We start from the raw sequence: 24503 nt of genomic DNA, 5'->3' as shown, positions 1-24503 counted from the left end.
CGCGCACCGGTCGGGCGCGGCCGACATCCGGCTGGTCAGGGGTGCGCTGCTGCGACGCGCCGCACCGGATCTCCGCGAGATCGGATCGCGGCCGTCGCATAGACTCAAGGGGCTAGCTTGCGGTCGGAGTCCGCATGCCGACGAGCAGGTTCGTCAGCCCGGGAGGTGCTCGGGCGCTGATGCCTGTCGGATCAACGGGAGTCACGCACACACGATGTCTGGAGCCAACGACCAGTACGACCCGAAAGAGGTCGCCGCGCTGTCGCCGGAGACGTTGGACCGCGCGGTGGTCGAGGCCAGCAAGGCCTTCGCTGCGGCCGCCGACCTCGAGGAACTGGCCGCCGTCAAGCCCGCGCACCTCGGTGACCGCTCGCCCCTGCTGACCGCGCGCCGCGAGATCGGCGCCCTGCCGCCCAAGGCGCGCGCCGACGCGGGCAAGCGCGTCAACAAGGCGCGCGAGGCGATCCAGAGCGCGTACGACGAGCGCCGCGCCACCCTCGAAGCCGAGCGCGACCAGCGGGTGCTGCGCGAGGAGACCGTCGACGTCACGCTGCCCTGGGACCGCGAGCCGGTCGGCGCGCGCCACCCGATCACCCAGCTCGCCGAGCAGATCGAGGACACCTTCCTGGCGATGGGCTGGGAGGTGGCCGAGGGCCACGAGCTCGAGACCGAGTGGTTCAACTTCGACGCGCTCAACTTCGGCAAGGACCACCCGGCGCGCACCATGCAGGACACCTTCTACGTGGCCCCGGAGGGCTCCGGCCTGGTGCTGCGCACGCACACCTCGCCGTCGCAGGTCCGTGCGCTGCTGGACCGCGAGCTGCCGGTGTACGTGGTGTGCCCCGGCCGCACGTTCCGCACCGACGAGCTCGACGCCACGCACACCCCGGTGTTCTCGCAGGTCGAGGGCCTGGCGGTGGACAAGGGCCTGACCATGGCGCACCTGAAGGGCACCCTGGACGCCTTCGCCCGGTCGATGTTCGGGCCGGAGTCCAAGACCCGGCTGCGCCCGTCGTACTTCCCGTTCACCGAGCCGTCCGCCGAGATGGACATCTGGTTCCCGGAGAAGAAGGGCGGGGCCGGCTGGGTCGAGTGGGGCGGCTGCGGCATGGTCAACCCGAACGTGCTGCGCGCCTGCGGCGTCGACCCCGACGTCTACACCGGTTTCGCCTTCGGCATGGGCCTGGAGCGCACCCTGATGTTCCGCAACGGCATCCCGGACATGCGCGACATGGTGGAGGGCGACGTCCGCTTCACCCTGCCGTTCGGCATCTGAGGTCTGCCGGTGGTCCACACGCCCAGCGGCCAGGCCGCTCCGAGGACACCCGGTACGACACCCGACATCACCCACCTGAACGAGAGAAGGGCCTGACCAAGTGCGGATTCCGGTTTCCTGGTTGGCCGAGCACCTTGAGCTGCCCGAGGAGACGACCGCGGAGGCACTGGCCGAAGCGTTCATCCGGATCGGGTTGGAGGTCGAGGAGGTCACCCACCTGACGCAGGTGCGGGGCCCGCTCGTGGTCGGCCGCGTCGCCGAGATCGAAGAGCTCACCGGCTTCAAGAAGCCCATCCGGTACTGCCAGGTCGAGGTCGGCGAGGACGAGGCGGGTGAGCCGCGGGTGCAGGGCATCATCTGCGGTGCCCGCAACTTCCAGGAGGGCGACCTCGTGGTGGTCGCGCTGCCCGGCACGGTGCTGCCCGGCGACTTCGAGATCACCGCGCGCAAGACCTACGGCAAGCTCAGCGAGGGCATGATCTGCTCGACCACCGAGCTGGGCATCGGCGAGGACGCCGACGGCATCCTGGTGCTGCCGCCCGGGTCCGCCGACCCCGGCGACGACGCGGTCGAGCTGGTCGGGCTGGACGACGCGGTCATCGAGCTGGCGATCACCCCGGACCGCGGGTACTGCTTCTCGGTCCGCGGCCTGGCCCGCGAGCTGTCCAACGCGCTGGACGTGCCGTTCGGCGACCCGGGCCTGCGCCCGGTCCCGGAGGACGACCGCCCGTCCCGCTCCGTGGCGATCAGCGACCCGACCGCGTGCTCGCGCTTCGTGCTGCGCCGCGTCACGGGCGTCGACCCGACGGCGCCGACCCCGTGGTGGATGCGCCGCCGCCTGGCGCTGGCCGGGATCCGCTCGATCTCGCTGGCCGTGGACGTCACCAACTACGTGATGCTGGAGCTCGGGCAGCCGCTGCACGCCTGGGACACCAGCAAGCTGTCCGGTGACCTCGTGGTGCGCCGCGCCGAGCCGGGCGAGAAGCTGACCACCCTGGACGGGGTGAGCCGCGAGCTGGACCCGGACGACATCGTCATCGCCGACGACTCCGGCCCGGTGTCGCTGGCCGGCGTGATGGGCGGCGAGTCCACCGAGATCGGCCACGACACGCACGACGTGCTGCTGGAAGGGGCGAACTGGGACCCGGCGAGCATCGCCCGGACCATCCGCCGCCACAAGCTGCCCAGCGAGGCGGGCAAGCGGTTCGAGCGGCAGGTGGACCCGGCGGTCGCGCCGGTGGCCGTCGAGCTCGCCGCCCAGCTGCTGGTCCGCTACGGCGACGGCACCATCGCCCCGGGGCGCACCGACGTGGGCGAGCCGAAGCAGCCGGAGCCGGTGACCATGCCGCTGGCGCTGCCGGACAAGGTCGCCGGGGTGTCCTACGAGCGCGGCGTGACCGCGCGTCGGCTGGGCCAGATCGGGTGCCGCGTCGAGGTCAGCACCTCCGACGAGGGCGTCGGCCTGGTCACCGCGACGCCGCCGACCTGGCGCCCGGACCTCACGCAGCCCTACGACCTGGTCGAGGAGGTGCTGCGGCTGGAGGGCTACCACACGATCCCGTCGGTGCTGCCGGCCGCGCCGCCCGGCCGCGGCCTGACCGGTGCGCAGCGCCGGGAGCGCGCGGTGTCGCGGGCGCTGGCCGGTGAGGGCTACGTCGAGGTGCTGCCGTTCCCGTTCGTCGGCGACGAGACGTTCGACGCGTTCGGACTCACCGAGGACGACGAGCGGCGCCGCACGATGTCGGTGCTCAACGCGCTGGAGAGCGACCGGGCGCAGCTGACCACCACGCTGCTGACCGGCCTCGCCGAGGTCATGCAGCGCAACGTCGCCCGCGGTCAGCGGGACCTGGCGCTGTTCCACATCGGGCAGGTCTTCCAGCCCGCTGCGGACCAGCCGCCGGTGCCGGAGGTCGGCGTCGCGCAGCGCCCCAGCGACGAGGAGATCGCCGCGCTGGAGGCGGCGCTGCCCGCGCAGCCCACGCACGTCGCGGTCATGCTCGGCGGCCAGTGGGAGCGCGCCGGCTGGTGGGGCAAGGGCCGCGAGGCGAGCTGGGCGGACGCCGTCCAGGCCGCCCGCGTGGTCGCCGCGGCCGCCGGGGTGGAGCTGGAGGTCAGCGCCGGTGAGCTGGCGCCGTGGCACCCGGGCCGCTGCGCGCAGCTGACGGTCGGCGACACCGTGGTGGGGCACGCCGGTGAGCTGCACCCCAAGGTGGTCGAAGCGCTCGGCCTGCCGAAGCGGACCTGCGCCATGGAGATGGACCTGGACGCGCTGCCGCTGGTGGACCGCCGCCCGGCGCCGAAGATCTCGGCCTACCCGCCGGTGCTGATGGACGTCGCGCTGGTGGTGGACTCCGGGGTCGCGGCCACGGACCTGATCGAGGCGGTCCGCGAGGGTGGCGGCGACCTGCTGGAGGACGTGCGCCTGTTCGACGTCTACCAGGGCGAGCAGCTGGGCGAGGGCAAGAAGTCGCTGGCCCTGGCGCTCCGCTTCCGGGCGCCGGACCGCACCCTGAAGCAGGAGGAGGCCACCGAGGCCCGCGACGCGGCGGTCAAGGCCGCGGCCGACCGCCTCGGCGCGACCTTGCGCGCCTGACGAGCGCCTGGAGCGGCCCCGTCCTCCCCGGGACGGGGCCGCTGGCGTTCGGGGGCCTGACCAGGACGACAGCGGCCGGACGCGGTGCGCGGGACTTCGGAGGAGCGGCGTGGTCAAGCTGGACCGGTTGGTCAACGTGCTCGGCGGCATCGGTGCGCGCCTGGTCAGCCCGCCGCGGGACCGGAACGCCGACCTGCGGTCGGTGGCGCTGCTCGACCCGGCCGACCCGGGCGCGACCGGGGACGTGCTGCTCGCCGTCGGCGTCGACGCCGACGACGCGGGGCTGGTCGAGCGGACCTCCTCCGAGGTGGTGGTGTTCCGCGCGACGTCGGTCGGGGAGCGGGTGGTCGCCACGGCCCGGGAGCGCGGGCTGGCCGTGGTGCTCGTCGACCCCGCCGTGTCGTGGGGGCAGCTGGCCGGGGTCGTGTACGGGCTGGTGCTCGAAGGCCGGGAGACCGAGGCCGGGCGGGGGCCGACCGACCTGTTCGCGCTGGCCGACGCGCTCGCCGACTCGGTGGGCGGCCCGGTCACCATCGAGGACCACCGGTCCGGGGTGCTGGCCTACTCCCGGCGGCAGCTCACCGCGGACCGGGCGCGGCTGGCCACGATCCTGGGGCGGCAGGTGCCGGAGGAGATCCGGCGGACGCTGGCCGAGCGCGGCGTGTTCCGGCACCTGGAGACCTCGGACGAGCCGATGTACGTGGCCCCGCTGGAACCGCAGGACTCGCACGGGCGCGTCGTCGTCGCGATCCGGGCCGGCCGCGAGCTGCTCGGGTCGATCTGGGTGGAGACCGAGCAGTCCCTCACCCCGGCCCACGAGGCGGCGCTGGTCAGCGGCGCGCGCACCGCCGCACTGCACCTGCTGCGCACCCGGGCCAGCGCGGACCTGGAGCGGCAGGTCGAGTCGGACCTGGTCATCGGCCTGCTGGAGGGGCACGAGGACGCCTCCGCGGTGCTGAGCCGCCTCGGGCTGCGCGGCGAGCAGTTCCGGGTGGTGGCCGTGCAGGTGCACAGCGGCGCCGCGCCGGACGAGACCGCGCTGCTGGCCTTCGAGCGGGCGACGATCGGGTTCGGCTGGTCACGGCCGGGACGCAGCGCGCTGTTCGCCAACACCGTCTACACCGTGCTGCCGCACGACGACGCCGAGCGCGCCCGCGCGTGGGTGCGCGCGCTGGTGCGGGACCTGCCGTCGGACACCACGATCCTCGCCGGCGTCGGGGGAGCGGCCGGGCCGGACCAGCTCGTGGACAGCAGGCGGGAGGCGGACGAGAGCCTCGCGGTCCACGCCACCCGGTCGGACCGGGACGCCGTGGTCTACGACGAGGCGTGGCACGAGGTCCTGCTGCGCCGCCTGCGGCACGCCGCGTCGACGGGGCGGCGGCCGGACCGCGGGCCGGTGGTGGAGCTGCGGCGCCACGACCAGGAGCAGGGCACCCGCTACGTGGAGACGCTGCGGGCGTGGCTGGAGTGCCAGGGCGACCTGGGGGCGGCCGCGGCGCGGCTGGAGGTCCACCCGAACACGGTCCGGTACCGGATGCGGAAGATGGCCGAGCTGACCCCGCTGGACCTGGACGACCCGGACGCGCGGCTGGCGATGATCATCGCGCTCGCGGTGGGGTAGTGGGATCCGTCCAAACGGCTCCCGGACGTTTGTGCGGATCGGACACTGGCCGCGCCCGCCGTCCGGGGCATCCTCCACTCGAGGACCGCATCGAGGAGGACGCATGCGCGAGGACGGGATCGACGGGGTTCCGCGTCGAGCGGTGGTGGTCGGGGCCGGCGTGGTCGGCCTGTCCACCGCGTGGTTCCTGCAGGAGCACGGCGTGGACGTCACCGTGGTGGACAAGCAGGACGTGGCGGCCGGTTCGTCCTGGGGCAACGCCGGCTACCTCTCACCGGCCTTCTCCATCCCGCTGCCGGAGCCGGCGGTGCTGCGCTACGGGTTGCGCACGCTGTTCGCCCCGGACGCCCCGCTGCACGTGCCGGCGTCGCTGGACGTCGGGCTGTGGTCGTTCCTGACGCGGTTCGCCGCGCACTGCACGCCGCGGGCGTGGCGCCGGTCGATGCAGGCCTTCGTGCCGATGAACGACGAGTGCCTGGACGCCTTCGACGCGCTGCTGGCCGGCGGGGTGGACGCCACGACCGAGCGGGCACCGCTCACCGCCGCCTTCGAGGACCCCGCGCAGGCCGCCGACCTGCGGCACGAGTTCGAGCAGATCCGCAGCTGCGGCCAGCGGATCGACACCGCCGAGCTGTCCACCGCCGACGCCGGGGTGCCGCAGCTGTCCGACCGCATCGCCTCGGTGCTGCGCGTCGAGGGCCAGCGCTACGTCGACCCCGGCGAGTTCACCCGGGCCCTCGCGCGGTCGTTCGTCGAGCGCGGTGGGACGCTGCGCACCGGCGTCGCGGTGCGGGAACTGGTGCGCACCAGGGGCCAGGTGATCGTCAAGTCGGAGCCGGAGGAACGGTTCTCCGGCGAGGCGGTCGTGCTGGCCACCGGCGCGTGGCTGAGCACGTTGGCCAAGCCGCTGGGCGTGCGCACCCCGGTGCGCGCCGGGCGCGGCTACTCCTTCACCGTGCCCACCGACGAGCCGGTCCCGGGCCCGATCTACCTGCCCGCCGCCCGGGTGGCGTGCACGCCGTACCAGGGCGGGCTGCGGGTCGCGGGCACCATGGAGTTCCGGCCGGTGGACGCGCCGCTGGACCGCGGCCGCATCGAGGCCATCGTGCGCTCGGCGCGCCCGCTGCTGACCGGCGTGCGCTGGGAGGAGCGCCGCGACGAGTGGGTGGGCGGGCGCCCGGTCACACCGGACGGCCGTCCGCTGATCGGCGCGACCAAGGTGCCCGGCACCTACGTCGCCGGCGGGCACGGCATGTGGGGACTGACCCTCGGCCCGCTCACCGGGCGGCTGCTGGCGGAGCAGATCACCACTGGCAAGCGCCCGGCGCTGCTGCGACCGTTCGACCCGCTGCGATGAGCGAGCTGACCAGCGCGGAGCGCGAAGAGCTGCACCGGCTCCGCCGGGAGAACCACCTGCTGCGCGTGGAGAAGGAGATGCTGCTGCGCATCGCCACCGAGTACGCGCTGGACCGGCCCGAACCGGTGGTGCCACGCGAAGCCGGCGGGTGAAGCGGGGTTGTGGCGACACTGCGCGACATCGCCACAACCCCGCCAGGGGCTCACGAGGTCACGGCGCACTGCCCGCGATCCGCGACGACGGGGCCCGCTGCCGTGGGGCGGACGTCGAAGTCGAAGATCGCCGTGGGCAGGTAGAGCGTGCAGCACGCGTTGGGGATGTCCACGATGCCGCTGATGCGTCCCTCGATCGGCGCCGAGCCGAGCAGCAGGTACGCCTGCTCGCCCGTGTAGCCCCAGGCCTCCAGGTACGCGATGGCGTTGCGGCAGGCGTTGCGGTAGGCGGTGGTCGCGTCCATGTAGTGGTTGGTGTCGGTGTCGCGGTCCACCGAGACGCCCGAGAAGGACAGGAACTCCGAGTACCGCGGTTCGACGTTGCCCGGCATGAACAGCGGGTTGGTGGTCACGCCGAACTTCGCCATGCCGTCCTTGACCAGGTCGACGTGCAGGTCGATGAACCCGCCCATCTCGATCGCGCCGCAGAAGGTGATCTCGCCGTCGCCCTGGCTGAAGTGCAGGTCGCCGACGGAGAGCTTCGCGCCCGGCACGAAGACCGGGAAGAAGATCCGCGAGCCGCGGGAGAGGTTCTTGATGTCCTGGTTGCCGCCGTTCTCCCGGGCCGGGACGGTGCGCGCGCCCTCGGCGGCGATGCGTTCGGCGTCGGCACCGGTCGCCTGCCCGGCCAGCGCCCCGGACACCGTGGGCGGCAGCGCGTACGGCGGCACCCGGCCCGGGTCGGTGTCGATGAGCGCCTGCTCGCGGCGGTTCCACCGGGCCAGCAGGTCCGCGGAGGGCGCGGTGCCGATCAGCCCGGGGTGGGTGATGCCGGTGTAGCGGACGCCGGGCAGGTGCCGGGAGGTGGCCTGCTGGCCGTGGAAGTCCCAGACCGCCTTGTAGGCGTCGGGGAACTGCTCGGTCAGGAAGCCCCCGCCGTTGTCCCTGGCGAAGATGCCGGTGTAGCCCCAGCCCTGGCCCGGTGCGCTGCCGGTCTGCGCTGTGGGGCCGAGGTCGAGGATGTCGACCACCAGCAGGTCGCCCGGCTCGGCGCCCTCCACCCCGATGGGCCCGGAGAGCATGTGCGTGACGTCGAGGTCGACGTCGCGCACGTCGTCGGCCGAGTCGTCGTTGTGCAGCTGGGCGTCGGTCCAGTCCCGGCACTCGACCCGGAACTCCTGACCCGGCCGCACCACGGTGACCACCGGGATGTCCGGGTGCCAGCGGTTGTGCCCGGGAACCGCCTGGTCGCGCATCGACTTGTCCTGGTCGACGCTGAACACCACGTCGGGCATGGCAGCACCTCCTCGCGGATCTGCCGGATCCGGCCGGTCAGGAGGGGACCTCGGTCACCACGTCCGGCTCCGAGCGGCTGCGCTCCGCACGGTCGAGCGCGGCGCGCAGCGGCGCGGGCACGCTGGTCAGGTGCGGCGCCGAGAAGACCCGCCGGGTGCTGCGGTGGCAGTCCGGGCAGGCGTGCGACGCGGGCGCCGTCCCGATCACCTGGTGCGTCTCGAACCGCCCGCACCGCGGGCAGTCGTACTCGTAGGTCGCCATGCGGTCCCTCCCCCTGGAGACCCCGGACGGTGTGGTCCGGTCGCGGCCAGACACCTCAGGGCTTCGAGGGGACGCCCGCGCGGCAGGGGTGTCAAGTGGACGGCGACCGCGCTGGCGGCCCGCCCCGGCAAGCCGTTCACCACCCGCCCAGGTCGAGCACGCGGCCGCCGGGACGTGGATCTCGTGCGAAACCGCCACCGCGGCGGCGCGTCCGCTGGCACGATGGCCCGGTGGTCGGACCTCGGAGCCTGCAGGAGGTCCTGCGACAGCGGCAGGGCAGCGATTTCGTCGGTCGGCGGCAGCAGTGCGAGGAGTTCCGCGCGAACCTGCGGGCGCCGGTGTCCGAGCGCAAGTTCGTGTTCGGCCTGCACGGCCAGGCGGGCATCGGGAAGACCTCCCTGCTGCGGCAGCTGCGAGAGATCTCGCTGCAGGACTCCGCGCTGGTCGCGATCACCGACGACACCGAGTCGAACCTGGTGCGCGTGATGGCCGCGATCGCTCGGCAGCTGGCCGGTCAGGGTGGGGAGACCCGGCACTTTCGCAGCGGCTCGCCGAGTACGAGCAGCGGCACGACGACGTGCTGTCCGATCCCCGAGCGCCGTCCGAGGCCCGCGAGCTGGTGCTGTCCACGGCGATCCGGCTCGGTCTCGGTGCCGTGCGCGCGGTCGCACCCGGCCTGGGGCCGGTCGCCGACGCGGTCCCACCGGAGCAGGTCCGGGCGTGGCTGGAGCACTGCCGCGGCTACCTCGCGAAGCGCTTCGGCAGCCAAGCCGACGTCCGGTTGCTGCTCTCGCCGGTCGACGAGCTCTCCCCGCACCTGGTCGAAGACCTGCGCCTCATCGCGCGGCACCGTCGGCTGGTGGTGCTCTTCGACAACTACGAGCGCACCCGCGACGTCGTAGAGCCGTGGCTGCTGCGCCTGCTCCGGGGGCACTACGGGGACCTCCCGCTCGACCTGGTGATCGGCATCGCGGGACAGCACCCGCTCGACCCCAACGAGTGGGGCGAGTTCTCGTCGATCATGGTGACCTGGCGGCTCGACCCGTTCCCCGGAGGAGGCCAGGACGCTGCTGGACCGCAAGGGCGTCCGGGACCCCGACCTCGTGGACGTGGTCCTCGAGCTCTCCGGCGGGCTCCCGCTGCTGGTGGCGACCTTGGCCGAGTCGGGCAACGACGACGTGCACGACCCGACCGGGATGGCGGTGGCGCGGTTCCTCAACTTCGTCCCGGAGCAGGAGAGCAGGGACGACGCGGTGCTCGCCGCGCTGCCGCGGGTGCTGGACGAGGACGTGCTGGCCGTGCTGCGCGGGCCCGACCGGGCGGTGGGTCTGTTCCGGTGGCTGCGGGAGCGCCCGTTCGTGCACGAGAACGAGGGGCAGCTGGAGTACCACCGGGTGGTCCGGGAGAACATGGTGCGCTACGAGCGCGGCCGGGCTCCCCGGCGCTTCCGCCGGTACCACCAGGCGCTCGCCGAGCACTTCCAGCAGCGCCGCGAGGAGCTCGGGCTGCCGGGGGACTCCTGCTGGTACGACTGGGAGTGGCGCGCGCTGCTGGTGGAGGAGTTCTACCACCGCTTGTGCTCGGCGGCGCACCAGTGGCTGCCGGAGGCGCTGCGGCACTGCGCCGTCGCGTGTCGCACCGAGGCCGCCGGGACGGCCGTGCACGCGTGGCTGGACGCGTTCGCCGCCGCGGCGCGGGACTCCGGCACCAGCGTCGTCGTCACGTGCGCCGATGACCTGCACCGGTTCGCCGGTCCCGACGGATCGCTCGACCTCGTCGGGCTGCAGCGGTACCTCGCGCGGCGGCTGGAGCGCCACGGGCACGCGGTCGGCGCCACCCCGGACCGGGAACTCCCGGCCGGCGGGGACGCCCCCAGGAAGGGCCGGAGCGTGCTCGGCGCGGACGAGGACTTCTTCGGCAGTGACGCGCAGGGGGCCGCGCCCGTGATCGGGGAGTGAGGCCTCAGCGGGTGCGGGAGAGCTGGTGGGAGGCGAACTCCTCCGCTGTGATGCCCATCACGACCAGGTCTTGGGCGCCTCCGCAGAGGAACTGCGGGTCGTGGAGCCGGCCTTCCTCGCGGAAGCCGAGCCTGCGGTGCAGGGCGAGCGAGGCGGTGTTGGAGCCGTAGATGCCGACCTCGCACTTGCGGAAGCGGCGGTGGCCGAACATGTAGGCCAGCAGGGTGGTGATCGCGTCGTCGGCGTAGCCGCGGCGGCGGTGCTGCGGGCCGATCCCGATGCCGTAGCTGAAGGTGCCCGGCTTCGGCTGGCTGGTCGACAGCGACCCGACCAGGGTGCGGTCGTGCCGCGTCTCGATCGCGAGGTGGAGGTCCTCGCCGGGCTCGATGTGGTCGGCCCGGTGCGCCGCCCAGTGCCGGTAGCCGTCGAACTGCGGCGGGCCGTCGCGCAGCGACTCCCGGTCGAAGCCGATGAGGGTGCGCCGGTCGGCGGGCTCGATGCCGCGCAGTCGCACCCGTTGCCCCACCCAGCCGGAAGTCGGCCGCGAAGCTCGGTGGTCGACAGCGCTCGGCCGGCGCGGGAACTTCCTCATCAGCACCCGATGATCCCCCGAAGCCGAACCGATCTCGCACGGGGGTGGGGTGAGCCGCCGCCCCTCCAGTGCGACCACGGGCGCCAGCCCGCTCACCTGCGCAGACGTCCCGCCGAGCCGCCCCGTCCGGGTGGTCGTGAGTGCGCGCACCGGCTCCAGCCGGTCTTCGCACTCACGACCCGATGACGCGCTCTCGCCGCGGGCCGCTCGTCCGGAGTTCGCCCTGGTCGAGCGACCTGGCCAGCAGGGACGGAGCGGTTGTCGAGAACTTGTCAACGCTTTTGCGATCACGCTTCAGCGGCGATAGTGGGTGGGCGTTGATCACGCTCGTCGGTGGGAGGGAACGCTGTGACGAGTGGCGGAATCGGCATCAACACGCGGACATCGACCTGGGGGCCGCACGACGGCTCCCCCGACTGGATCCCGGCACCCGAGCTCCCCGACGGGGGCGAGCTCGTCGTGGCCGCCGACGCCCGCGAGGCCGCAGGCAAGGACCGGGGCGGCGTGGTGGAAGCCCTGCCGGGTGCGGTCCTGCGCCCGGCCGGGGCACGGGACGTGGAGGCCGTCGTGCGCTTCGCGCACCAGCACGCGATCCCGTGCGCTGCGCAGGGCAACCACCACACGGTCGGCGGGCAGGCGCTGGTCGCGGACGGGATCGCCATCGACATGCGACAGCTCGACCGCGTCCACTCGATCACCCCGCCCGGGGACGACGGCGAGCCCGGGACGATCGAGGTCGACGCCGGGGCACTGCTGACCGACATCGCGATCGCCGCCGACAAGCACCGGGCGCGCGTCAGCACCGGCTACCCGGGGCGCACCACCCTGACGGCCGGCGGGTTCGCCGCGGTCGGCGGCTGGAGCGCCAACGTGCGCACCGGGGTGTTCGGCGCGGCGGTGCGCCGCATGGAGGTGGTCACCCCGGACGGGCAGCGGGTGTCGTGCAGCGCGGACGACCACGCCGAGGTGTACCACGCGGTGCTCGGCGGCGTCGGGCAGCACGGCATCATCACCCGGCTCTGGCTCGACCTGGTGCCCGCCCCGAGCCGGGTGAGCACCTACACGTTGCGGTTCAGCTCCGCCGACGCCGCCGTCGCCGCGCTGCGGGAGCTCTCCGACCGTCCGGAGCTGGACGAGCTGCACCTCACCTGGAAGCACCCGGACGCGCAGGTCGCCTGGCTGGAGGCCGACGTCTACGACCCCGCGGCGCGCGGGATCGACCCCGCGCGGTTGCTGGCGGGCCACGGCGAGGGCGAACCCGAGTCCCAGGACCGCAGCTACATCGACTTCGTCCTGGGCCTGGCGGACCCGATGTACGACCACGCCGAGCGGGAGATGGGCTGGAACGAGCTGCCCAAGGCGTGGGCGGACTGGATCATGACCGACGACCAGGTGAGCGCGATCGTGCCCGCTGCCCTGCCGAAGGTGCAACCGCTGGTCAGCCCCACGTCCGTGGTGCTGCTGGCGGCCAAGGACCGGGCCGCCGTGGACGCGGCCGGCCGCCGCAACCCACCGCTGCCCGAGGGCGGGGGAGACAAGTACTGGCTCATGGACTGCCTGCTGGACTTCCCCACGCACGAGCAGGCCGACGAGGCGAAGCGCCTCCTCCACGACCTGCACGCCCACGCCCTCCGCCAGGGCGCCCGGATCTACTCCATCGGCTCCTTCACGGACCCGGGCATCCACGCCGACACGGGGATGTCCCCGGGCACCAGCGCACCGAAGATCGACCTGTCCTGAGCCGATCCCCGTGAGCACTCCCGCGCGACCGGGCGTGCTCACGGGGCCCGGCCAGCGTGCCCACGCCTCCACCTCGCCCAGCAACTGGGCGCACGCGCGCGGAACCACTGCGGCTGCTCGTGCGCCAGGCCGCGCCGGGGGGCAGGGCGAGCACCGGTGACCTCCCGCGCCACTCATCGCGGGTCACCGCCACCTCGTCGTCGAGGTGCCGGCTCCCCGCAGGCGGTCAGTCGAGGCAGAACTCGTTGCCTTCGATGTCCTGCATCACCATGCACGACTCGTTGACCCCGTCGGCGCGCAGCAGCCGCACGCGTCGTGCGCCGAGCGCGACGAGGCGGGCGCACTCGGCCTCGAGCGCGGCGAGGCGCTCCTCGCCCACGAGACCGGTGCCGACCCGGACGTCGAGGTGCAGCCGGTTCTTGGCGACCTTGCCCTCGGGGACGCGCTGGAAGAACAGCCGCGGCCCCACGCCGTCGGGGTCGACGCAGGCGAACGCCCGGCCCTGCTGGTCCGGCGGCAGGGAGCGGTCGAAGTCCTCCCAGGAGTCGAAGCCCCTCGGGGGCGGCGGGACGACGTACCCCAGCACCTCGCACCAGAACCGGGCGAGGCGCTCGGGCTCCGCGCAGTCGAAGGTGATCTGGACCTGCTTGACCGACGTCATGCCTCCACCGCCCGTGCTTCCCGCTGCCCGTCCCGCCCGGACCGCGCCGAACTCGCCCTCCACTCCTGCGCGAGGAGACCGAGCACCACCTCGTCGACGAACTCGCCGAGCACCCAGGACGAGGAGCGCAGCACACCCTCGCGGACGAAGCCGTTGCGCTCGGCGGCGCGCAGCATCGCGGTGTTGTCGGCCAGCGTCTCGACCTGCAGCCGGTGCAGGCCCCGCACGATGAACCCGTAGTGGCACAGCACCGCCACCACGTCGGTGCCGTGGCCCTTGCCGCGCGCGGAAGGCAGCAGGCCGAGCCCGAGGTGCGCGCACCGGTGGTGGTTGTCGATGCCCCACAGCGTCGCGGTGCCGAGCAGCGCACCGCCGTCCAGCTCCACCACGGAGAACCCGACGACCTGGTCGTTCTTGTCGTCCACCACGAGCCGCGGGTCGTCCGATCCCGGCTTGAGCGGCCGCCACGGGCTGCCGTCGGCCCGCGAGCCGGTGACCACGTCGTCGTAGAGCCCGGTGCGCAGGACCGGGACGTCCGCTTCGTGGCGGGCCCGGAGCCCGACCGTGCTGCCTCGCAACATGTGAGCTTCCTAGCCGACCCGGTGACCCTGGGCAAGCGAACAACGTGAACCCGCGCGCCGCGGACGTGACGAACGCCCGTTTGATTGACGTTGCATGGTGGTGCATAATCATTCGCATGACGATTCGAGTCGCGGTCGCCGGTGCCAGTGGCTACGCGGGCGGGGAGCTGCTCCGCCTGCTGCTGTCGCACCCCGAAGTGGAGATCGGGGCGCTGACGGCGGGCGGCAACGCCGGCAGCGCGCTGGGGCAGCACCACCCGAACCTGCTGCCGCTGGCCGACCGGGTGCTGGCCGAGACCACGGCCGCCGAGCTGGCCGGGCACGACGTCGTCTTCCTGGCGCTGCCGCACGGGCACTCCGCCGCGATCGCCGCGGAGCTCGGCGAGGACACCGTGGTCATCGACTGCGGCGCCGACCACCGGCTCAACGACCCCGAGGACTGGGCCCGCTGGTACGGCGGCGAGCACCCCGGCACCTGGCCCTACGGCGTCCCCGAGCTCCCCGGCGCGCGCGAGCGCCTGCGCGGGGCCAAGCGCATCGCCGTCGCGGGCTGCTTCCCCACGGTGTCGTCGCTGGCCCTCGCCCCGGCCCTGGCTGCCGGGCTGGTCGAGCCCGACGTGGTCGTCGTCGCGGTCACCGGCACCTCCGGCGCCGGGCGCGCGCTCAAGCCGCACCTGCTGTCCGCCGAGGTCATGGGGTCGGCGAGCGTCTACGGCGTGGGCGGTGCGCACCGGCACACCCCGGAGTTCGTGCAGAACCTCAGCGCCGCCGCGGGCGAACCGGTCACCGTCTCGTTCACCCCCGTGCTCGCGCCGATGTCGCGCGGCATCCTCGCCACCTGCAGCGCCCCGCTGCGGGAGGGCGTCGACGCCGACACCGCGCGCGAGGTCTACCGCGACGCCTACGGCGACGAACCCTTCGTGCAGGTGCTCCCGGAAGGGCAGTGGCCGCAGACCTCGGCCACGCTCGGCGCGAACACCGTCCACCTCCAGCTGGCGGTGGACCCCGACGCCGGCCGCCTGGTCGTCGTCGCCGCCGAGGACAACCTGACCAAGGGCACCGCCGGGGGAGCGGTGCAGTGCATGAACCTCGCGGTCGGCCTGCCCGAGACCACCGGCCTGCCCACGGTCGGGGTGGCCCCGTGACCAGCCTGTCGGTCGCGCTGCACGACGAACTGCTGGCCGTCGGCATGGTCCCCGCGCACGCCAACCTGGCGCTGACCGGCGGTGACGCGCCGATCCACGGCAGCCTCACCACCGACGCGGGCCGCACCATCGTCTTCCCGCACTCGCTGGCCGCCGAAGCCGGTCGCGACGTGCGGGTGGAGGGCCCGTTCCGGGCGCTGGAGGTGGCGGGACCACTGGACTTCTCGCTGACCGGGGTCCTGGCCTCGCTGCTGGTCCCGCTGGCCGACGTCGGGATCAGCGTCTTCACCCTGTCCACGTTCGACACCGACTGGATCCTGGTGCCTGCCGACTCGGCCGGGAAGGCCGCCGACGCGCTCACCGCGGCCGGGCACACCGTCGAGATGACCACGGAGGAGAGCAGATGAGCGTGACCGGACCCGCCGGTTTCCGGGCGGCCGGGGTGGCCGCCGGGATCAAGGCCGGGAGCAAGCGCGACCTCGCGCTCGTCGTCAACGACGGCCCGCAGCAGGCCGCAGCCGGGGTGTTCACCACCAACAAGGTCAAGGCCGCGCCCGTGCTGTGGTCGCAGCAGGTCCTCAAGGAGCGCACGCTGCACGCGGTCGTGCTCAACTCCGGTTGCGCCAACGCCTGCACCGGCCCGGAGGGCTTCCAGGACACCCACGCCACGGCGGAGAAGGTCGCCGAGGTGCTCGGCGTCGGCGCCATCGAGGTCGCGGTCTGCTCCACCGGCCTGATCGGGGAGCGGTTGCCGATGGACGCCCTGCTCCCCGGCGTCGACACCGCCGCCCGGGCGCTCGCGGCCGACGAGCAGGCCGGCCTCGACGCCGCCACCGCGGTGCTCACCACCGACACCAAGCCCAAGCAGGCCTTCCAGGAGCACGAGGCGGGCTGGTCCGTCGGCGGCTTCGCCAAGGGCGCCGGGATGCTCGCCCCGAACCTGGCCACCATGCTCAGCGTCCTCACCACCGACGCGGTGATCAGTGGCGACGACCTGGACGAGGCGCTGCGCGCGGCCACCCGGGTCACCTTCGACCGGCTCGACGTCGACGGCGGCACCTCCACCAACGACACCGTGCTGGTGCTGGCCTCCGGCGCCTCCGGCGTCGAGGTGTCCAAGGAGGACTTCACCGGACTGCTGACCTCGGTCTGCACGGACCTGGTGCGCCAGTTGCAGGGCGACGCCGAAGGCGTCACCAAGACCATCGACGTCGTGGTGCGGGGCGCGGCCAGCGAAGCCGACGCGGTCGCCATCGGGCGCACCATCGCCGAGGACAACCTGGTGAAGACCGCGATCTTCGGCTCCGACCCGAACTGGGGCCGCATCGCCATGGCGCTCGGCCGGGTCGACGCCGAGATCGACGTCGACAAGCTCGAGATCGCCACCAACGGCGTCACGCTCTACGCGGCGGGCACGAAGGCCCGCGACCGCAGCGAGGCCGACCTGTCCGGCCGCGAGGTCGAGATCGTCGTGGACCTGCACCTCGGGGAGCACACCGCGACCATCCTGACCACCGACCTGTCCCACGCCTACGTCGAAGAGAACAGCGCCTACTCGTCATGACACCAGGAACCACCGACCGGTTGGCCACCGCCGCGGAGAAGGCCGGCGTGCTGGTCGAAGCGCTCCCGTGGTTGCAGCGCTTCCACGGCGCCACCATCGTGATCAAGTACGGCGGCAACGCGATGGTCGACGACGAGCTCAAGAAGGCCTTCGCCACCGACATGGTGTTCCTGCGCCTGGCCGGCCTGCACCCCGTCGTGGTGCACGGCGGCGGCCCGCAGATCACCTCGATGCTCGACCGCCTCGGCATGGAGGGCGAGTTCCGCGGCGGGCTGCGGGTGACCTCCCCGGAGGTCATGGACGTGGTGCGCATGGTGCTGGTGGGCCAGGTCGGGCGCGAGCTCGTCGGCCTGATCAACCAGCACGGCCCCTACGCGGTCGGGATGTCCGGTGAGGACGCCCGGCTGTTCACCGCCGAGCGCCGCACCGCCACCGTCGACGGCGAGGCGGTGGACGTCGGCCTGGTCGGTGACGTGGTCTCGGTCAACCCCGACGCGGTGCTGGACCTGATCCGCGCCGGGCGCATCCCGGTGGTCTCCACCGTCGCGCCCGACGCCGACGGCGTCGTGCACAACGTCAACGCCGACACCGCGGCCGGTGCGCTGGCCGTGGCGCTCGGCGCCGAGAAGCTCGTGGTGCTCACCGACGTCGAGGGCCTCTACACGAACTGGCCGGACCGCTCGTCGCTGGTGTCCCGGCTCGACGCCGGGCAGCTCGCCGAACTCCTGCCCACCCTGGCCTCGGGCATGGTCCCGAAGATGGAGGCGTGCCTGCGCGCGGTCCGCGGCGGCGTCCCGCGCGCGCACGTCATCGACGGCCGCCTCGCGCACTCCGTGCTCCTGGAGGTCTTCACCAGCGCCGGCATCGGCACCATGGTCGTGCCGGAGCAGAACACCGAGGAGAACTGATGACCGGCAACGCCGCCGGCGCGCAGCGCTGGCAAGCGTCCATGATGGACAACTACGGCACGCCGAAGCTGACCCTGGTCCGCGGATCGGGCGCCGAGGTCACCGACGCCGACGGCACGACCTACCTCGACTTCCTCAGCGGCATCGCGGTCAACGCGCTCGGCCACGCCCACCCCGCCGTCGTGCGCGCGGTCACCGAGCAGATCGGGACGCTCGGCCACGTCTCCAACCTCTACGCGCACGAGCAGGGCCTCGCGCTCGCCGAGCGGTTGCTCGACCTGGCCGGGGCGACCGGGCAGGGCCGCGTGCTGTTCTGCAACTCCGGTGCCGAGGCCAACGAGGCCGCGTTCAAGATCGCGCGGCTCACCGGCCGGGGCAAGATCGTGGCCACCCACGGCGGGTTCCACGGCCGCACGATGGGCGCGCTCGCGCTCACCGGCCAGCCCACCAAGCAGCAGCCCTTCGCGCCGATGCCGCCCGGTGTGGTGCACGTGCCCTACGGCGACGTGTCCGCCCTGGAGTCCGAAGTGGACGACAACACCGCCGCGGTGTTCCTGGAGCCGATCCAGGGCGAGAACGGCGTGGTCGTCCCGCCCGAGGGCTACCTGCAGGCGGCCCGCGAGATCACCGCCCGCAACGGCGCGCTGCTCGTGCTCGACGAGGTGCAGACCGGCGTCGGCCGCACCGGGTCGTGGTTCGCCTTCCAGCGCACCGGGGTGGTGCCGGACGTGATCACCCTGGCCAAGGGCCTCGGCGGCGGCCTGCCCATCGGTGCCTGCATCGGCATCGGCGCCGCCGGCGACCTGCTGCACCCCGGCCAGCACGGCACCACCTTCGGTGGCAACCCGGTGGCCTGCGCGGCCGCGCTCGCCGTGCTCGACACCATCGCCGCCGAGGGGCTGCTCGACCACGTCGAGCAGGTCGGCAAGGAGCTCGTCACCGGCATCCAGCAGCTCGACCACCCGCTGGTCGACGGGGTGCGCGGGGCCGGCCTGCTCATCGGCGTCGGCCTGACCGAACCGGTCGCCGCGAAGGTCGTCGCCGCCGGGCAGGACGCCGGGTTCCTGCTCAACCCCGTCCAGCCGAACGCGATCCGGCTGGCCCCACCACTGATCGTGCGGTCCGAGCAGGTGCAGCGACTGCTCGCCGCCCTGCCCGCGCTGCTCGACGCTGCCAAGGAGAACCACTGATGCCCCGCCACTTCCTCCGCGACGACGACCTCAGCCCCGCGGAGCAGGCCGAGGTCCTCGACCTCGCGGACCAGTTCAAGGCCGACCCGCTCGGCTCCGACGCGCTCGCCGGGCCCAAGTCCGTCGCGGTGCTGTTCGAGAAGAACTCCACCCGCACCCGGCTGTCCTTCGAGGTCGGCATCGCCCAGCTCGGCGGCCACCCGGTGGTCGTGGACGGGCGGATGATGCAGCTCGGCCGCGAGGAGACCATCGAGGACACCTCCCGGGTGCTGTCCCGCTACGTCGACGCCGTCGTGTGGCGGACCTTCGCGCAGGCGCGCATCGACGCGATGGCCTCGGTCTCCCGCGTCCCGGTGATCAACGCGCTCACCGACGAGTTCCACCCCTGCCAGGTGCTCGCCGACCTGCAGACCATCCGCGAGCGGCACGGCAAGCTCGCCGGCCTGACCCTGACCTACCTCGGGGACGGCGCCAACAACATGGCGCACTCGCTCATGGTCGGCGGCGTCACCGCGGGCATGCACGTGCGCATCGGTGCCCCGGAGGGCTTCCGGCCGCTGGACTGGGTGCTGGACGCGGCCAAGGCGCGCGCCGCCGAGACCGGCGGCTCCGTCGAGCTGTTCACCGAGCCGAAGGCCGCGGTCGACGGCGCGGACGTCCTGGTCACCGACTCCTGGACCTCGATGGGCCAGGAGAACGACGGCAAGGACCGGGTCAGCCCGTTCCGGCCGTTCCAGGTCAACGGCGAACTGCTGGCGGCCACCGGCAAGACCGGCACCAGCGTGCTGCACTGCCTGCCCGCGCACCGCGGCATGGAGATCACCGACGAGGTGATCGACGGCCCGGCCAGCGCGGTGTTCGACGAGGCCGAGAACCGCCTGCACGCCCAGAAGGCCCTCCTCGCGTGGTTGGTGCGGCGACGATGACGAACCGAGTCGCACGCCAGGCACGCATCGTCGAACTGGTCTCGTCGAAGGCGATCCGCAGCCAGACCGAACTGGCCAAGCTGCTCGCCGAGGACGGCATCGAGGTCACCCAGGCGACCCTGTCCCGCGACCTCGACGAGCTCGGCGCGGTGAAGCTGCGCGGCGCCGACGGCGGGGCGGCGGTCTACGTCATCCCCGAGGACGGCAGCCCGGTCCGCGGCGTGCAGGGCGGCACCTCGCGGCTGAGCCGCCTGCTCGGCGAGCTGCTCGTCAGCGCCGACGGCTCGGGCAACCTGACGGTCCTGCGCACCCCACCGGGCGCGGCCCAGTTCCTGGCCAGCGCCATCGACCGGGCCGCGCTGCCGGAGGTCGTCGGCTCCATAGCGGGCGACGACACGGTCATGATCGTCGCCCGCGAGCCGCTCACCGGCCGCGAGCTGGGCGAGCGGTTCACCGCGATGGCAGCCGGGGCCCGGCCGGTCGACGAGGACGCGCCGGAGAACCGAACGTAGAGTCCGCGGACCGGTGGCGCACGGTCCGCGCCACCACCGAGGAGCAGAGCAGATGAGTGAGCGCGTGGTGCTCGCCTACTCCGGCGACCCGGACGCGTCCGCGGCCGTCGCACGGCTCGCCGCCGACGCGGAGGTCGTGGCGGTCACGGTCGACCTCGGCCAGGGCGGCGAGAACCTGGCTGCGGTCCGCCGGCGCGCCCTCGAGTCCGGGGCGACCGAGGCGCTCGTGGTCGACGCGCGGGACGAGTTCGCCGAGCAGCACTGCCTGCCCGCGCTCCAGGCGCACGCGCTGCAGGCGGGCCGGTGCCCGCTGGTCGCCGAGCTGGCCCGGCCGCTGGTGGCCCGGCACCTCGTCGTCGCCGCCGAGCGGTTCGGCGCGGACGCCGCGGCCCACGGTTGCGCGGGGGACGACACCCTCGCGGCCGACCTCGCCGCGCTGGCGCCGCACCTGACGGTCCTCGCCCCGGTGCGCGACCGGCGGGCGGGCACCGGCGCGGCGCGCTGCGCGCTCCGGCAGAACGTCTGGGGCCGGGTCGCCGAGCCCGGCGTGCCGCGGGACCTCTGGCGCGCACCGGACTGGCCCCTCGACCCCGAGGAGCTGACCATCACCTTCGACCGGGGCGTGCCGGTGGCCCTCGACGGCGAGACCGTCACGGTGCGGCAGGCGCTCCAGGAGCTCAACCGCCGCGCCGGCGCCCACGGCGTCGGGCACCAGGACGGCCCCGGTGCCCACTGCGCGACCCCGGGCGCGACCACGTTGACCGCCGCGCACCAGGCGCTGGAAGAGCTGACGCTGGCACGGGACCTGGCCGGCTTCAAGCGGACCGTCGGGCACCGCTGGAGAGGGCTGGTCCTGGACGGCACGTGGTCCTCCCCGCTCCGCGACGCGCTCGACGCCTTCGTCGCGGACGCCCAGCAGCAGGTCTCCGGCGAGGTCCGGGTCGTGCTGCACGCGGGCCGCGTGGCGGTCCGCGACCGCCGCGCCGAGGAGCCCTGGCGCGCCGCGGACCTCCCGGCCTGGTACGACTCCTCCGAGCGGGGCCCGCACCGGCCCTGCGGCCGGGCCAGGGCGGCCACCCTCGCGAGGCACTGACACCGGTCCCCGGCACCCGCACACCGCAACTACGAGCACACCGAGGAAGCACCGTGACGCAGCAAGGCAGCGAGCCCACCAAGCTCTGGGGCGGCCGGTTCGCCTCCGGCCCGGCCGAGGCGATGGCCGCGCTGAGCCTGTCGACCCACTTCGACTGGCGCCTGGCGCCCTACGACATCGCCGGATCCCGCGCCCACGCCCGCGTGCTGCACCGCGCCGGGCTGCTCACCTCCGACGAGCTGGACCGCATGCTCCAGGGCCTGGACGTGCTGGCCGCCGACGTCGAGTCCGGCGCGTTCACCCCGGTGGTCGACGACGAGGACGTGCACACCGCCCTCGAGCGCGGCCTGCTGGAGCGGGTCGGGCCGGAGCTCGGCGGCAAGCTGCGCGCCGGACGCTCCCGCAACGACCAGGTCGCCACCCTGTTCCGGATGTGGCTGCGCGACGCCAACCGCCGCATCGCCTCCGGCGTGCTGGACGTCGTCGACGCCCTCGTCGCGCAGGCCACCGCCTACCCCGACGCCGTGCTGCCCGGCCGCACCCACCTCCAGCACGCCCAGCCGGTGCTGCTGGCGCACCACCTGCTCGCGCACTGCCAGGCGCTGCTGCGCGACGTCTCGCGCCTGCGCGACTGGGACGCCCGCACCGCGTACTCGCCCTACGGCTCCGGCGCGCTGGCGGGCTCCTCGCTCGGCCTCGACCCGCAGGCCGTCGCCGACGAGCTCGGCTTCGACGGCGCCGTGGACAACTCCATCGACGGCACGGCCTCCCGCGACTTCGCCGCCGAAGCGGCGTTCTGCTTGGCCATGCTCGGCGTGAACCTCTCCCGCATCGCCGAAGAGGTGATCATCTGGAACACCGCCGAGTTCGGCTACGTGACGCTCGACGACGCCTGGGCCACCGGCAGCTCGATCATGCCGCAGAAGAAGAACCCCGACGTCGCCGAACTCGCCCGCGGCAAGTCCGGCCGGCTCATCGGCAACCTCAGCGGCCTGCTGGCCACGCTCAAGGCACAGCCGCTGGCCTACAACCGCGACCTGCAGGAGGACAAGGAACCGGTCTTCGACTCCGTCGAGCAGCTGGAGCTGCTGCTCCCGGCGATGGCGGGGATGCTCGGCACGCTGACCTTCCACACCGACCGGCTCGCCGCACTCGCCCCGGCCGGCTTCACCCTGGCCACCGACATCGCCGAGTGGCTGGTCCGCCAGGGCGTGCCGTTCCGGGTGGCGCACGAGGCGTCCGGGGCGTGCGTGCGCACCGCCGAGGCCCGCGGCGTCGGCCTGGAGGAGCTGACCGACGAGGAGCTGGCCGCCGCCCACCCGGCGCTGACCCCGCAGGTGCGGGAGGTGCTCACCGTCGAGGGCTCGATCGCCTCCCGCGACGCGCACGGCGGCACCGCCCCGGCCCGCGTCGCCGAGCAGCGCGAGCGGGTCGTCGCGGCGGTGCGCGAACATCGCGACTGGCTGTCCGATTGATCACCATCCGGTCACGACCGGTACTGTCTGTGCCGTGCACCAAGTGACGCGTGACGAACTCGCCCTCGACCCGCTGTGGGTGGCTCGACGGCTCCTCGGCTGCGAGCTGCGCTCCACGAGCCCCGAGGGCGAGGTCGGCGTGCGCCTGGTCGAGGTGGAGGCCTACCGCGGCATGGACGACCCGGCGTCGCACTGCTACCGGGGCCGGACGGAGCGCAACGCGGTGATGTTCGGCCCCGCCGGGCACCTGTACGTGTACTTCGTCTACGGGCTGCACTTCTGCATCAACGTGGTGTGCCTCACCGACGGCGTCCCCGGCGCGGTCCTGCTCCGCGCCGGGGAGATCACCACCGGCCTCGAGCTCGCGCGCAGCCGGCGTCCGGCGGTCCGCAAGGACGTCCAGCTCGCCAGCGGCCCGGCCCGGCTGGCCGGCGTGCTCGGCATCACCCGCGAGCACAACGGCCTCGACCTCACCGACCCGGATTCCCCGATCCGGTTGTTCAGCGGCACACCGGTCGCCGAGGACGACGTCCGCAGCGGGCCGCGCGTCGGCGTGGCCGCGGCCATGGACCTGCCGTGGCGGACCTGGGTGGACGGCTCGCCGGCGGTGAGCACCTACCGGCGCGGCACGCGGCGCCGGGCGCAGGCCCGGGCGTGAACCCGGTTGGTGGCATGCGCGAGACTGGCAGGCGTGAGTGCGAACATCCTCGACGAGCTGACCTGGCGCGGCCTGATCGCGCAATCCACTGACCTCGACTCGCTGCGACGGGAACTCGACCAGGGGCCGCTCACCCTCTACGCCGGTTTCGACCCGACCGGGCCCAGCCTGCACGCCGGGCACCTGATCCCGATCCTGACGCTGCGCCGCTTCCAGCAGGCCGGCCACCGCCCGGTGGTGCTGGCCGGTGGCGCGACCGGTCTGATCGGCGACCCGCGCGACGTCGGCGAGCGCAACCTGCACGACGAGGACACCGTGCAGGAGTGGACCGAGAAGATCCGCACCCAGCTGTCCGCGTTCGTCGACTTCGACGACTCGCCGACCGGGGCGGTCATGGAGAACAACGCGCACTGGACCGCTGACCTGTCGGTCACCGCGTTCCTGCGGGACGTCGGCAAGCACTTCTCGGTCAACACCATGCTGGCCAGGGAGACCGTCAAGCGCCGGCTGGAGACCGACGGCATCTCCTACACCGAGTTCAGCTACATGCTCCTGCAGGCCAACGACTACGTGCAGCTGTACCGCAAGTACGGCACGCGGCTGCAGCTCGGCGGCTCCGACCAGTGGGGCAACATCATCGCCGGGGTCGACCTGGTCCGGAAGCAGGAGGGCGCCACGGCGCACGCGCTGACCCTGCCGCTGGTGACCGACTCGGAGGGACGCAAGTTCGGCAAGTCCACCGGCGGCGGCAACGTCTGGCTCGACCCGACGATGACCACGCCGTACGCCTGGTACCAGTACTTCGTGAACTCGGCCGACGCCGACGTCATCCGGTACCTGCGGCTGTTCACCTTCCTCAGCCAGGAGGAGATCGCCGAGCTGGAGCGCACCACCGCGGAGAAGCCGCAGCTGCGCGCGGCCCAGAAGCGGCTCGCCGAGGAGCT

At 73.5% G+C, this 24503-nt stretch carries 24 protein-coding genes (1 of these 24 cut by a window edge); 18 read left to right on the top strand and 6 right to left on the bottom strand.

From position 1 onward, the window contains the following. The first annotated feature begins 214 nt into the window (after nt 1-214). From pheS to HNR68_RS20155, 5 genes are all read left to right on the top strand, one after another. Nucleotides 215-1276, top strand: a complete 1062-nt coding sequence (pheS, locus tag HNR68_RS20175) for a phenylalanine--tRNA ligase subunit alpha (protein WP_179723334.1) — start codon at nt 215-217, stop codon at nt 1274-1276. A 100-nt stretch (nt 1277-1376) separates the two neighbouring features. Continuing rightward, entirely contained in the window at nt 1377-3869 is a 2493-nt protein-coding gene (gene pheT, locus HNR68_RS20170; RefSeq protein ID WP_179723333.1) for a phenylalanine--tRNA ligase subunit beta, read from the top strand. 109 nt (nt 3870-3978) lie between these two features. After that, the gene (locus HNR68_RS20165) at nt 3979-5490 is read left to right on the top strand and encodes a helix-turn-helix domain-containing protein (RefSeq protein ID WP_179723332.1); all 1512 of its coding nucleotides are present in this window, start codon (nt 3979-3981) and stop codon (nt 5488-5490) included. A 103-nt stretch (nt 5491-5593) separates the two neighbouring features. Continuing rightward, nucleotides 5594-6847, top strand: a complete 1254-nt coding sequence (locus HNR68_RS20160) for an NAD(P)/FAD-dependent oxidoreductase (protein ID WP_179723331.1) — start codon at nt 5594-5596, stop codon at nt 6845-6847. After that, on the top strand, nt 6844-6999 hold the full coding sequence (locus tag HNR68_RS20155) for a hypothetical protein (RefSeq protein ID WP_179723330.1): 156 nt from the start codon (nt 6844-6846) through the stop codon (nt 6997-6999). The genes HNR68_RS20160 and HNR68_RS20155 overlap by 4 nt, the downstream gene beginning before the upstream one ends. 50 nt (nt 7000-7049) lie before the next feature. Here the strand turns inward: HNR68_RS20155 and fmdA are convergent, their stop codons facing one another. From fmdA to HNR68_RS26950, 3 genes are all read right to left on the bottom strand, one after another. Next, a complete protein-coding gene (fmdA, locus tag HNR68_RS20150) occupies nt 7050-8294 on the bottom strand; it encodes a formamidase (protein ID WP_179723329.1) in 1245 nt (414 codons plus the stop codon). 37 nt (nt 8295-8331) lie between these two features. After that, the gene (locus HNR68_RS20145; RefSeq protein ID WP_179723328.1) at nt 8332-8556 is read right to left on the bottom strand and encodes an FmdB family zinc ribbon protein; all 225 of its coding nucleotides are present in this window, start codon (nt 8554-8556) and stop codon (nt 8332-8334) included. A gap of 514 nt (nt 8557-9070) precedes the next feature. Continuing rightward, a complete protein-coding gene (locus tag HNR68_RS26950) occupies nt 9071-9538 on the bottom strand; it encodes a hypothetical protein (RefSeq protein WP_246330498.1) in 468 nt (155 codons plus the stop codon). A 121-nt stretch (nt 9539-9659) separates the two neighbouring features. On the opposite strand from HNR68_RS26950, the gene HNR68_RS20135 reads away from it, so the two are divergent. After that, entirely contained in the window at nt 9660-10514 is an 855-nt protein-coding gene (locus tag HNR68_RS20135) for a hypothetical protein (RefSeq protein WP_179723326.1), read from the top strand. Nucleotides 10515-10518: 4 nt separating this feature from the next. On the opposite strand, the gene HNR68_RS20130 is transcribed toward HNR68_RS20135, so the two are convergent. After that, on the bottom strand, nt 10519-11028 hold the full coding sequence (locus HNR68_RS20130; RefSeq protein ID WP_179723325.1) for a GNAT family N-acetyltransferase: 510 nt from the start codon (nt 11026-11028) through the stop codon (nt 10519-10521). 426 nt (nt 11029-11454) lie between these two features. On the opposite strand from HNR68_RS20130, the gene HNR68_RS20125 reads away from it, so the two are divergent. After that, the gene (locus tag HNR68_RS20125) at nt 11455-12846 is read left to right on the top strand and encodes an FAD-binding protein (RefSeq protein ID WP_179723324.1); all 1392 of its coding nucleotides are present in this window, start codon (nt 11455-11457) and stop codon (nt 12844-12846) included. A gap of 226 nt (nt 12847-13072) precedes the next feature. On the opposite strand, the gene HNR68_RS20120 is transcribed toward HNR68_RS20125, so the two are convergent. Together HNR68_RS20120 and HNR68_RS20115 are read right to left on the bottom strand one after the other, a co-directional pair. Beyond that, entirely contained in the window at nt 13073-13507 is a 435-nt protein-coding gene (locus HNR68_RS20120; RefSeq protein WP_179723323.1) for a VOC family protein, read from the bottom strand. After that, nucleotides 13504-14088 carry a GNAT family N-acetyltransferase gene (locus HNR68_RS20115; protein ID WP_179723322.1) on the bottom strand — a complete coding sequence of 195 codons (585 nt, stop codon included), beginning with the start codon at nt 14086-14088 and terminating at the stop codon, nt 13504-13506. Before HNR68_RS20115 ends, HNR68_RS20120 begins: the two co-directional genes overlap by 4 nt. 116 nt (nt 14089-14204) lie before the next feature. On the opposite strand from HNR68_RS20115, the gene argC reads away from it, so the two are divergent. The 11 genes in view from argC to tyrS are tightly spaced (at most 53 nt apart) and all read left to right on the top strand, a layout consistent with a single transcriptional unit that may run on beyond the window. Next, entirely contained in the window at nt 14205-15233 is a 1029-nt protein-coding gene (gene argC / locus HNR68_RS20110) for an N-acetyl-gamma-glutamyl-phosphate reductase (protein WP_179723321.1), read from the top strand. Next, nucleotides 15230-15640: an ACT domain-containing protein gene (locus tag HNR68_RS20105; protein WP_179723320.1), complete on the top strand. Its 411-nt coding sequence runs from the start codon at nt 15230-15232 to the stop codon at nt 15638-15640. Before argC ends, HNR68_RS20105 begins: the two co-directional genes overlap by 4 nt. Continuing rightward, a complete protein-coding gene (argJ, locus tag HNR68_RS20100) occupies nt 15637-16797 on the top strand; it encodes a bifunctional glutamate N-acetyltransferase/amino-acid acetyltransferase ArgJ (RefSeq protein ID WP_179723319.1) in 1161 nt (386 codons plus the stop codon). The genes HNR68_RS20105 and argJ overlap by 4 nt, the downstream gene beginning before the upstream one ends. After that, nucleotides 16794-17705 (top strand): acetylglutamate kinase, encoded by a 912-nt coding sequence (argB, locus tag HNR68_RS20095; protein ID WP_179723318.1) that lies wholly within the window; start codon nt 16794-16796, stop codon nt 17703-17705. The genes argJ and argB overlap by 4 nt, the downstream gene beginning before the upstream one ends. Next, nucleotides 17705-18895 carry an acetylornithine transaminase gene (locus HNR68_RS20090; RefSeq protein ID WP_179723317.1) on the top strand — a complete coding sequence of 397 codons (1191 nt, stop codon included), beginning with the start codon at nt 17705-17707 and terminating at the stop codon, nt 18893-18895. Before argB ends, HNR68_RS20090 begins: the two co-directional genes overlap by 1 nt. Next, nucleotides 18895-19821, top strand: coding sequence for an ornithine carbamoyltransferase (gene argF / locus HNR68_RS20085; RefSeq protein ID WP_179723316.1), 927 nt, complete (start codon nt 18895-18897; stop codon nt 19819-19821). The genes HNR68_RS20090 and argF overlap by 1 nt, the downstream gene beginning before the upstream one ends. Further along, entirely contained in the window at nt 19818-20333 is a 516-nt protein-coding gene (locus tag HNR68_RS20080; RefSeq protein WP_179723315.1) for an arginine repressor, read from the top strand. The genes argF and HNR68_RS20080 overlap by 4 nt, the downstream gene beginning before the upstream one ends. A 52-nt stretch (nt 20334-20385) precedes the next feature. Next, nucleotides 20386-21426 carry an argininosuccinate synthase domain-containing protein gene (locus HNR68_RS20075; protein ID WP_179723314.1) on the top strand — a complete coding sequence of 347 codons (1041 nt, stop codon included), beginning with the start codon at nt 20386-20388 and terminating at the stop codon, nt 21424-21426. A 53-nt stretch (nt 21427-21479) separates the two neighbouring features. After that, nucleotides 21480-22901, top strand: a complete 1422-nt coding sequence (argH, locus tag HNR68_RS20070; RefSeq protein ID WP_179723313.1) for an argininosuccinate lyase — start codon at nt 21480-21482, stop codon at nt 22899-22901. A 34-nt stretch (nt 22902-22935) separates the two neighbouring features. Beyond that, entirely contained in the window at nt 22936-23559 is a 624-nt protein-coding gene (locus HNR68_RS20065; RefSeq protein WP_179723312.1) for a DNA-3-methyladenine glycosylase, read from the top strand. Between the two features lie 33 nt (nt 23560-23592). Further along, nucleotides 23593-24503: the 5' portion of a tyrosine--tRNA ligase gene (tyrS, locus tag HNR68_RS20060; protein ID WP_179723311.1), read on the top strand. The gene runs 364 nt beyond the window's last position; the window shows 911 of its 1275 coding nt (coding positions 1-911); its start codon is at nt 23593-23595; the stop codon falls past the right edge of the window.

The sequence above is a fragment of the Saccharopolyspora hordei genome (assembly GCF_013410345.1).
Lineage (GTDB): Bacteria > Actinomycetota > Actinomycetes > Mycobacteriales > Pseudonocardiaceae > Saccharopolyspora > Saccharopolyspora hordei.
This window is presented reverse-complemented; position numbering and strand designations above follow the sequence as displayed.

What these genes read in the sequence shown, in the direction of transcription:
- pheS (WP_179723334.1), top strand. Translation starts at nt 215, where the DNA reads ATGTCTGGAGCCAACGACCAGTACGACCCGAAAGAGGTCGCCGCGCTG.
- HNR68_RS20160 (WP_179723331.1), top strand. Translation starts at nt 5,594, where the DNA reads ATGCGCGAGGACGGGATCGACGGGGTTCCGCGTCGAGCGGTGGTGGTC.
- HNR68_RS20155 (WP_179723330.1), top strand. Translation starts at nt 6,844, where the DNA reads ATGAGCGAGCTGACCAGCGCGGAGCGCGAAGAGCTGCACCGGCTCCGC.
- fmdA (WP_179723329.1), bottom strand. Translation starts at nt 8,294, where the DNA reads ATGCCCGACGTGGTGTTCAGCGTCGACCAGGACAAGTCGATGCGCGAC.
- HNR68_RS20145 (WP_179723328.1), bottom strand. Translation starts at nt 8,556, where the DNA reads ATGGCGACCTACGAGTACGACTGCCCGCGGTGCGGGCGGTTCGAGACG.
- HNR68_RS20120 (WP_179723323.1), bottom strand. Translation starts at nt 13,507, where the DNA reads ATGACGTCGGTCAAGCAGGTCCAGATCACCTTCGACTGCGCGGAGCCC.
- HNR68_RS20115 (WP_179723322.1), bottom strand. Translation starts at nt 14,088, where the DNA reads ATGTTGCGAGGCAGCACGGTCGGGCTCCGGGCCCGCCACGAAGCGGAC.
- argC (WP_179723321.1), top strand. Translation starts at nt 14,205, where the DNA reads ATGACGATTCGAGTCGCGGTCGCCGGTGCCAGTGGCTACGCGGGCGGG.
- argJ (WP_179723319.1), top strand. Translation starts at nt 15,637, where the DNA reads ATGAGCGTGACCGGACCCGCCGGTTTCCGGGCGGCCGGGGTGGCCGCC.
- argB (WP_179723318.1), top strand. Translation starts at nt 16,794, where the DNA reads ATGACACCAGGAACCACCGACCGGTTGGCCACCGCCGCGGAGAAGGCC.
- HNR68_RS20090 (WP_179723317.1), top strand. Translation starts at nt 17,705, where the DNA reads ATGACCGGCAACGCCGCCGGCGCGCAGCGCTGGCAAGCGTCCATGATG.
- argF (WP_179723316.1), top strand. Translation starts at nt 18,895, where the DNA reads ATGCCCCGCCACTTCCTCCGCGACGACGACCTCAGCCCCGCGGAGCAG.
- HNR68_RS20080 (WP_179723315.1), top strand. Translation starts at nt 19,818, where the DNA reads ATGACGAACCGAGTCGCACGCCAGGCACGCATCGTCGAACTGGTCTCG.
- HNR68_RS20075 (WP_179723314.1), top strand. Translation starts at nt 20,386, where the DNA reads ATGAGTGAGCGCGTGGTGCTCGCCTACTCCGGCGACCCGGACGCGTCC.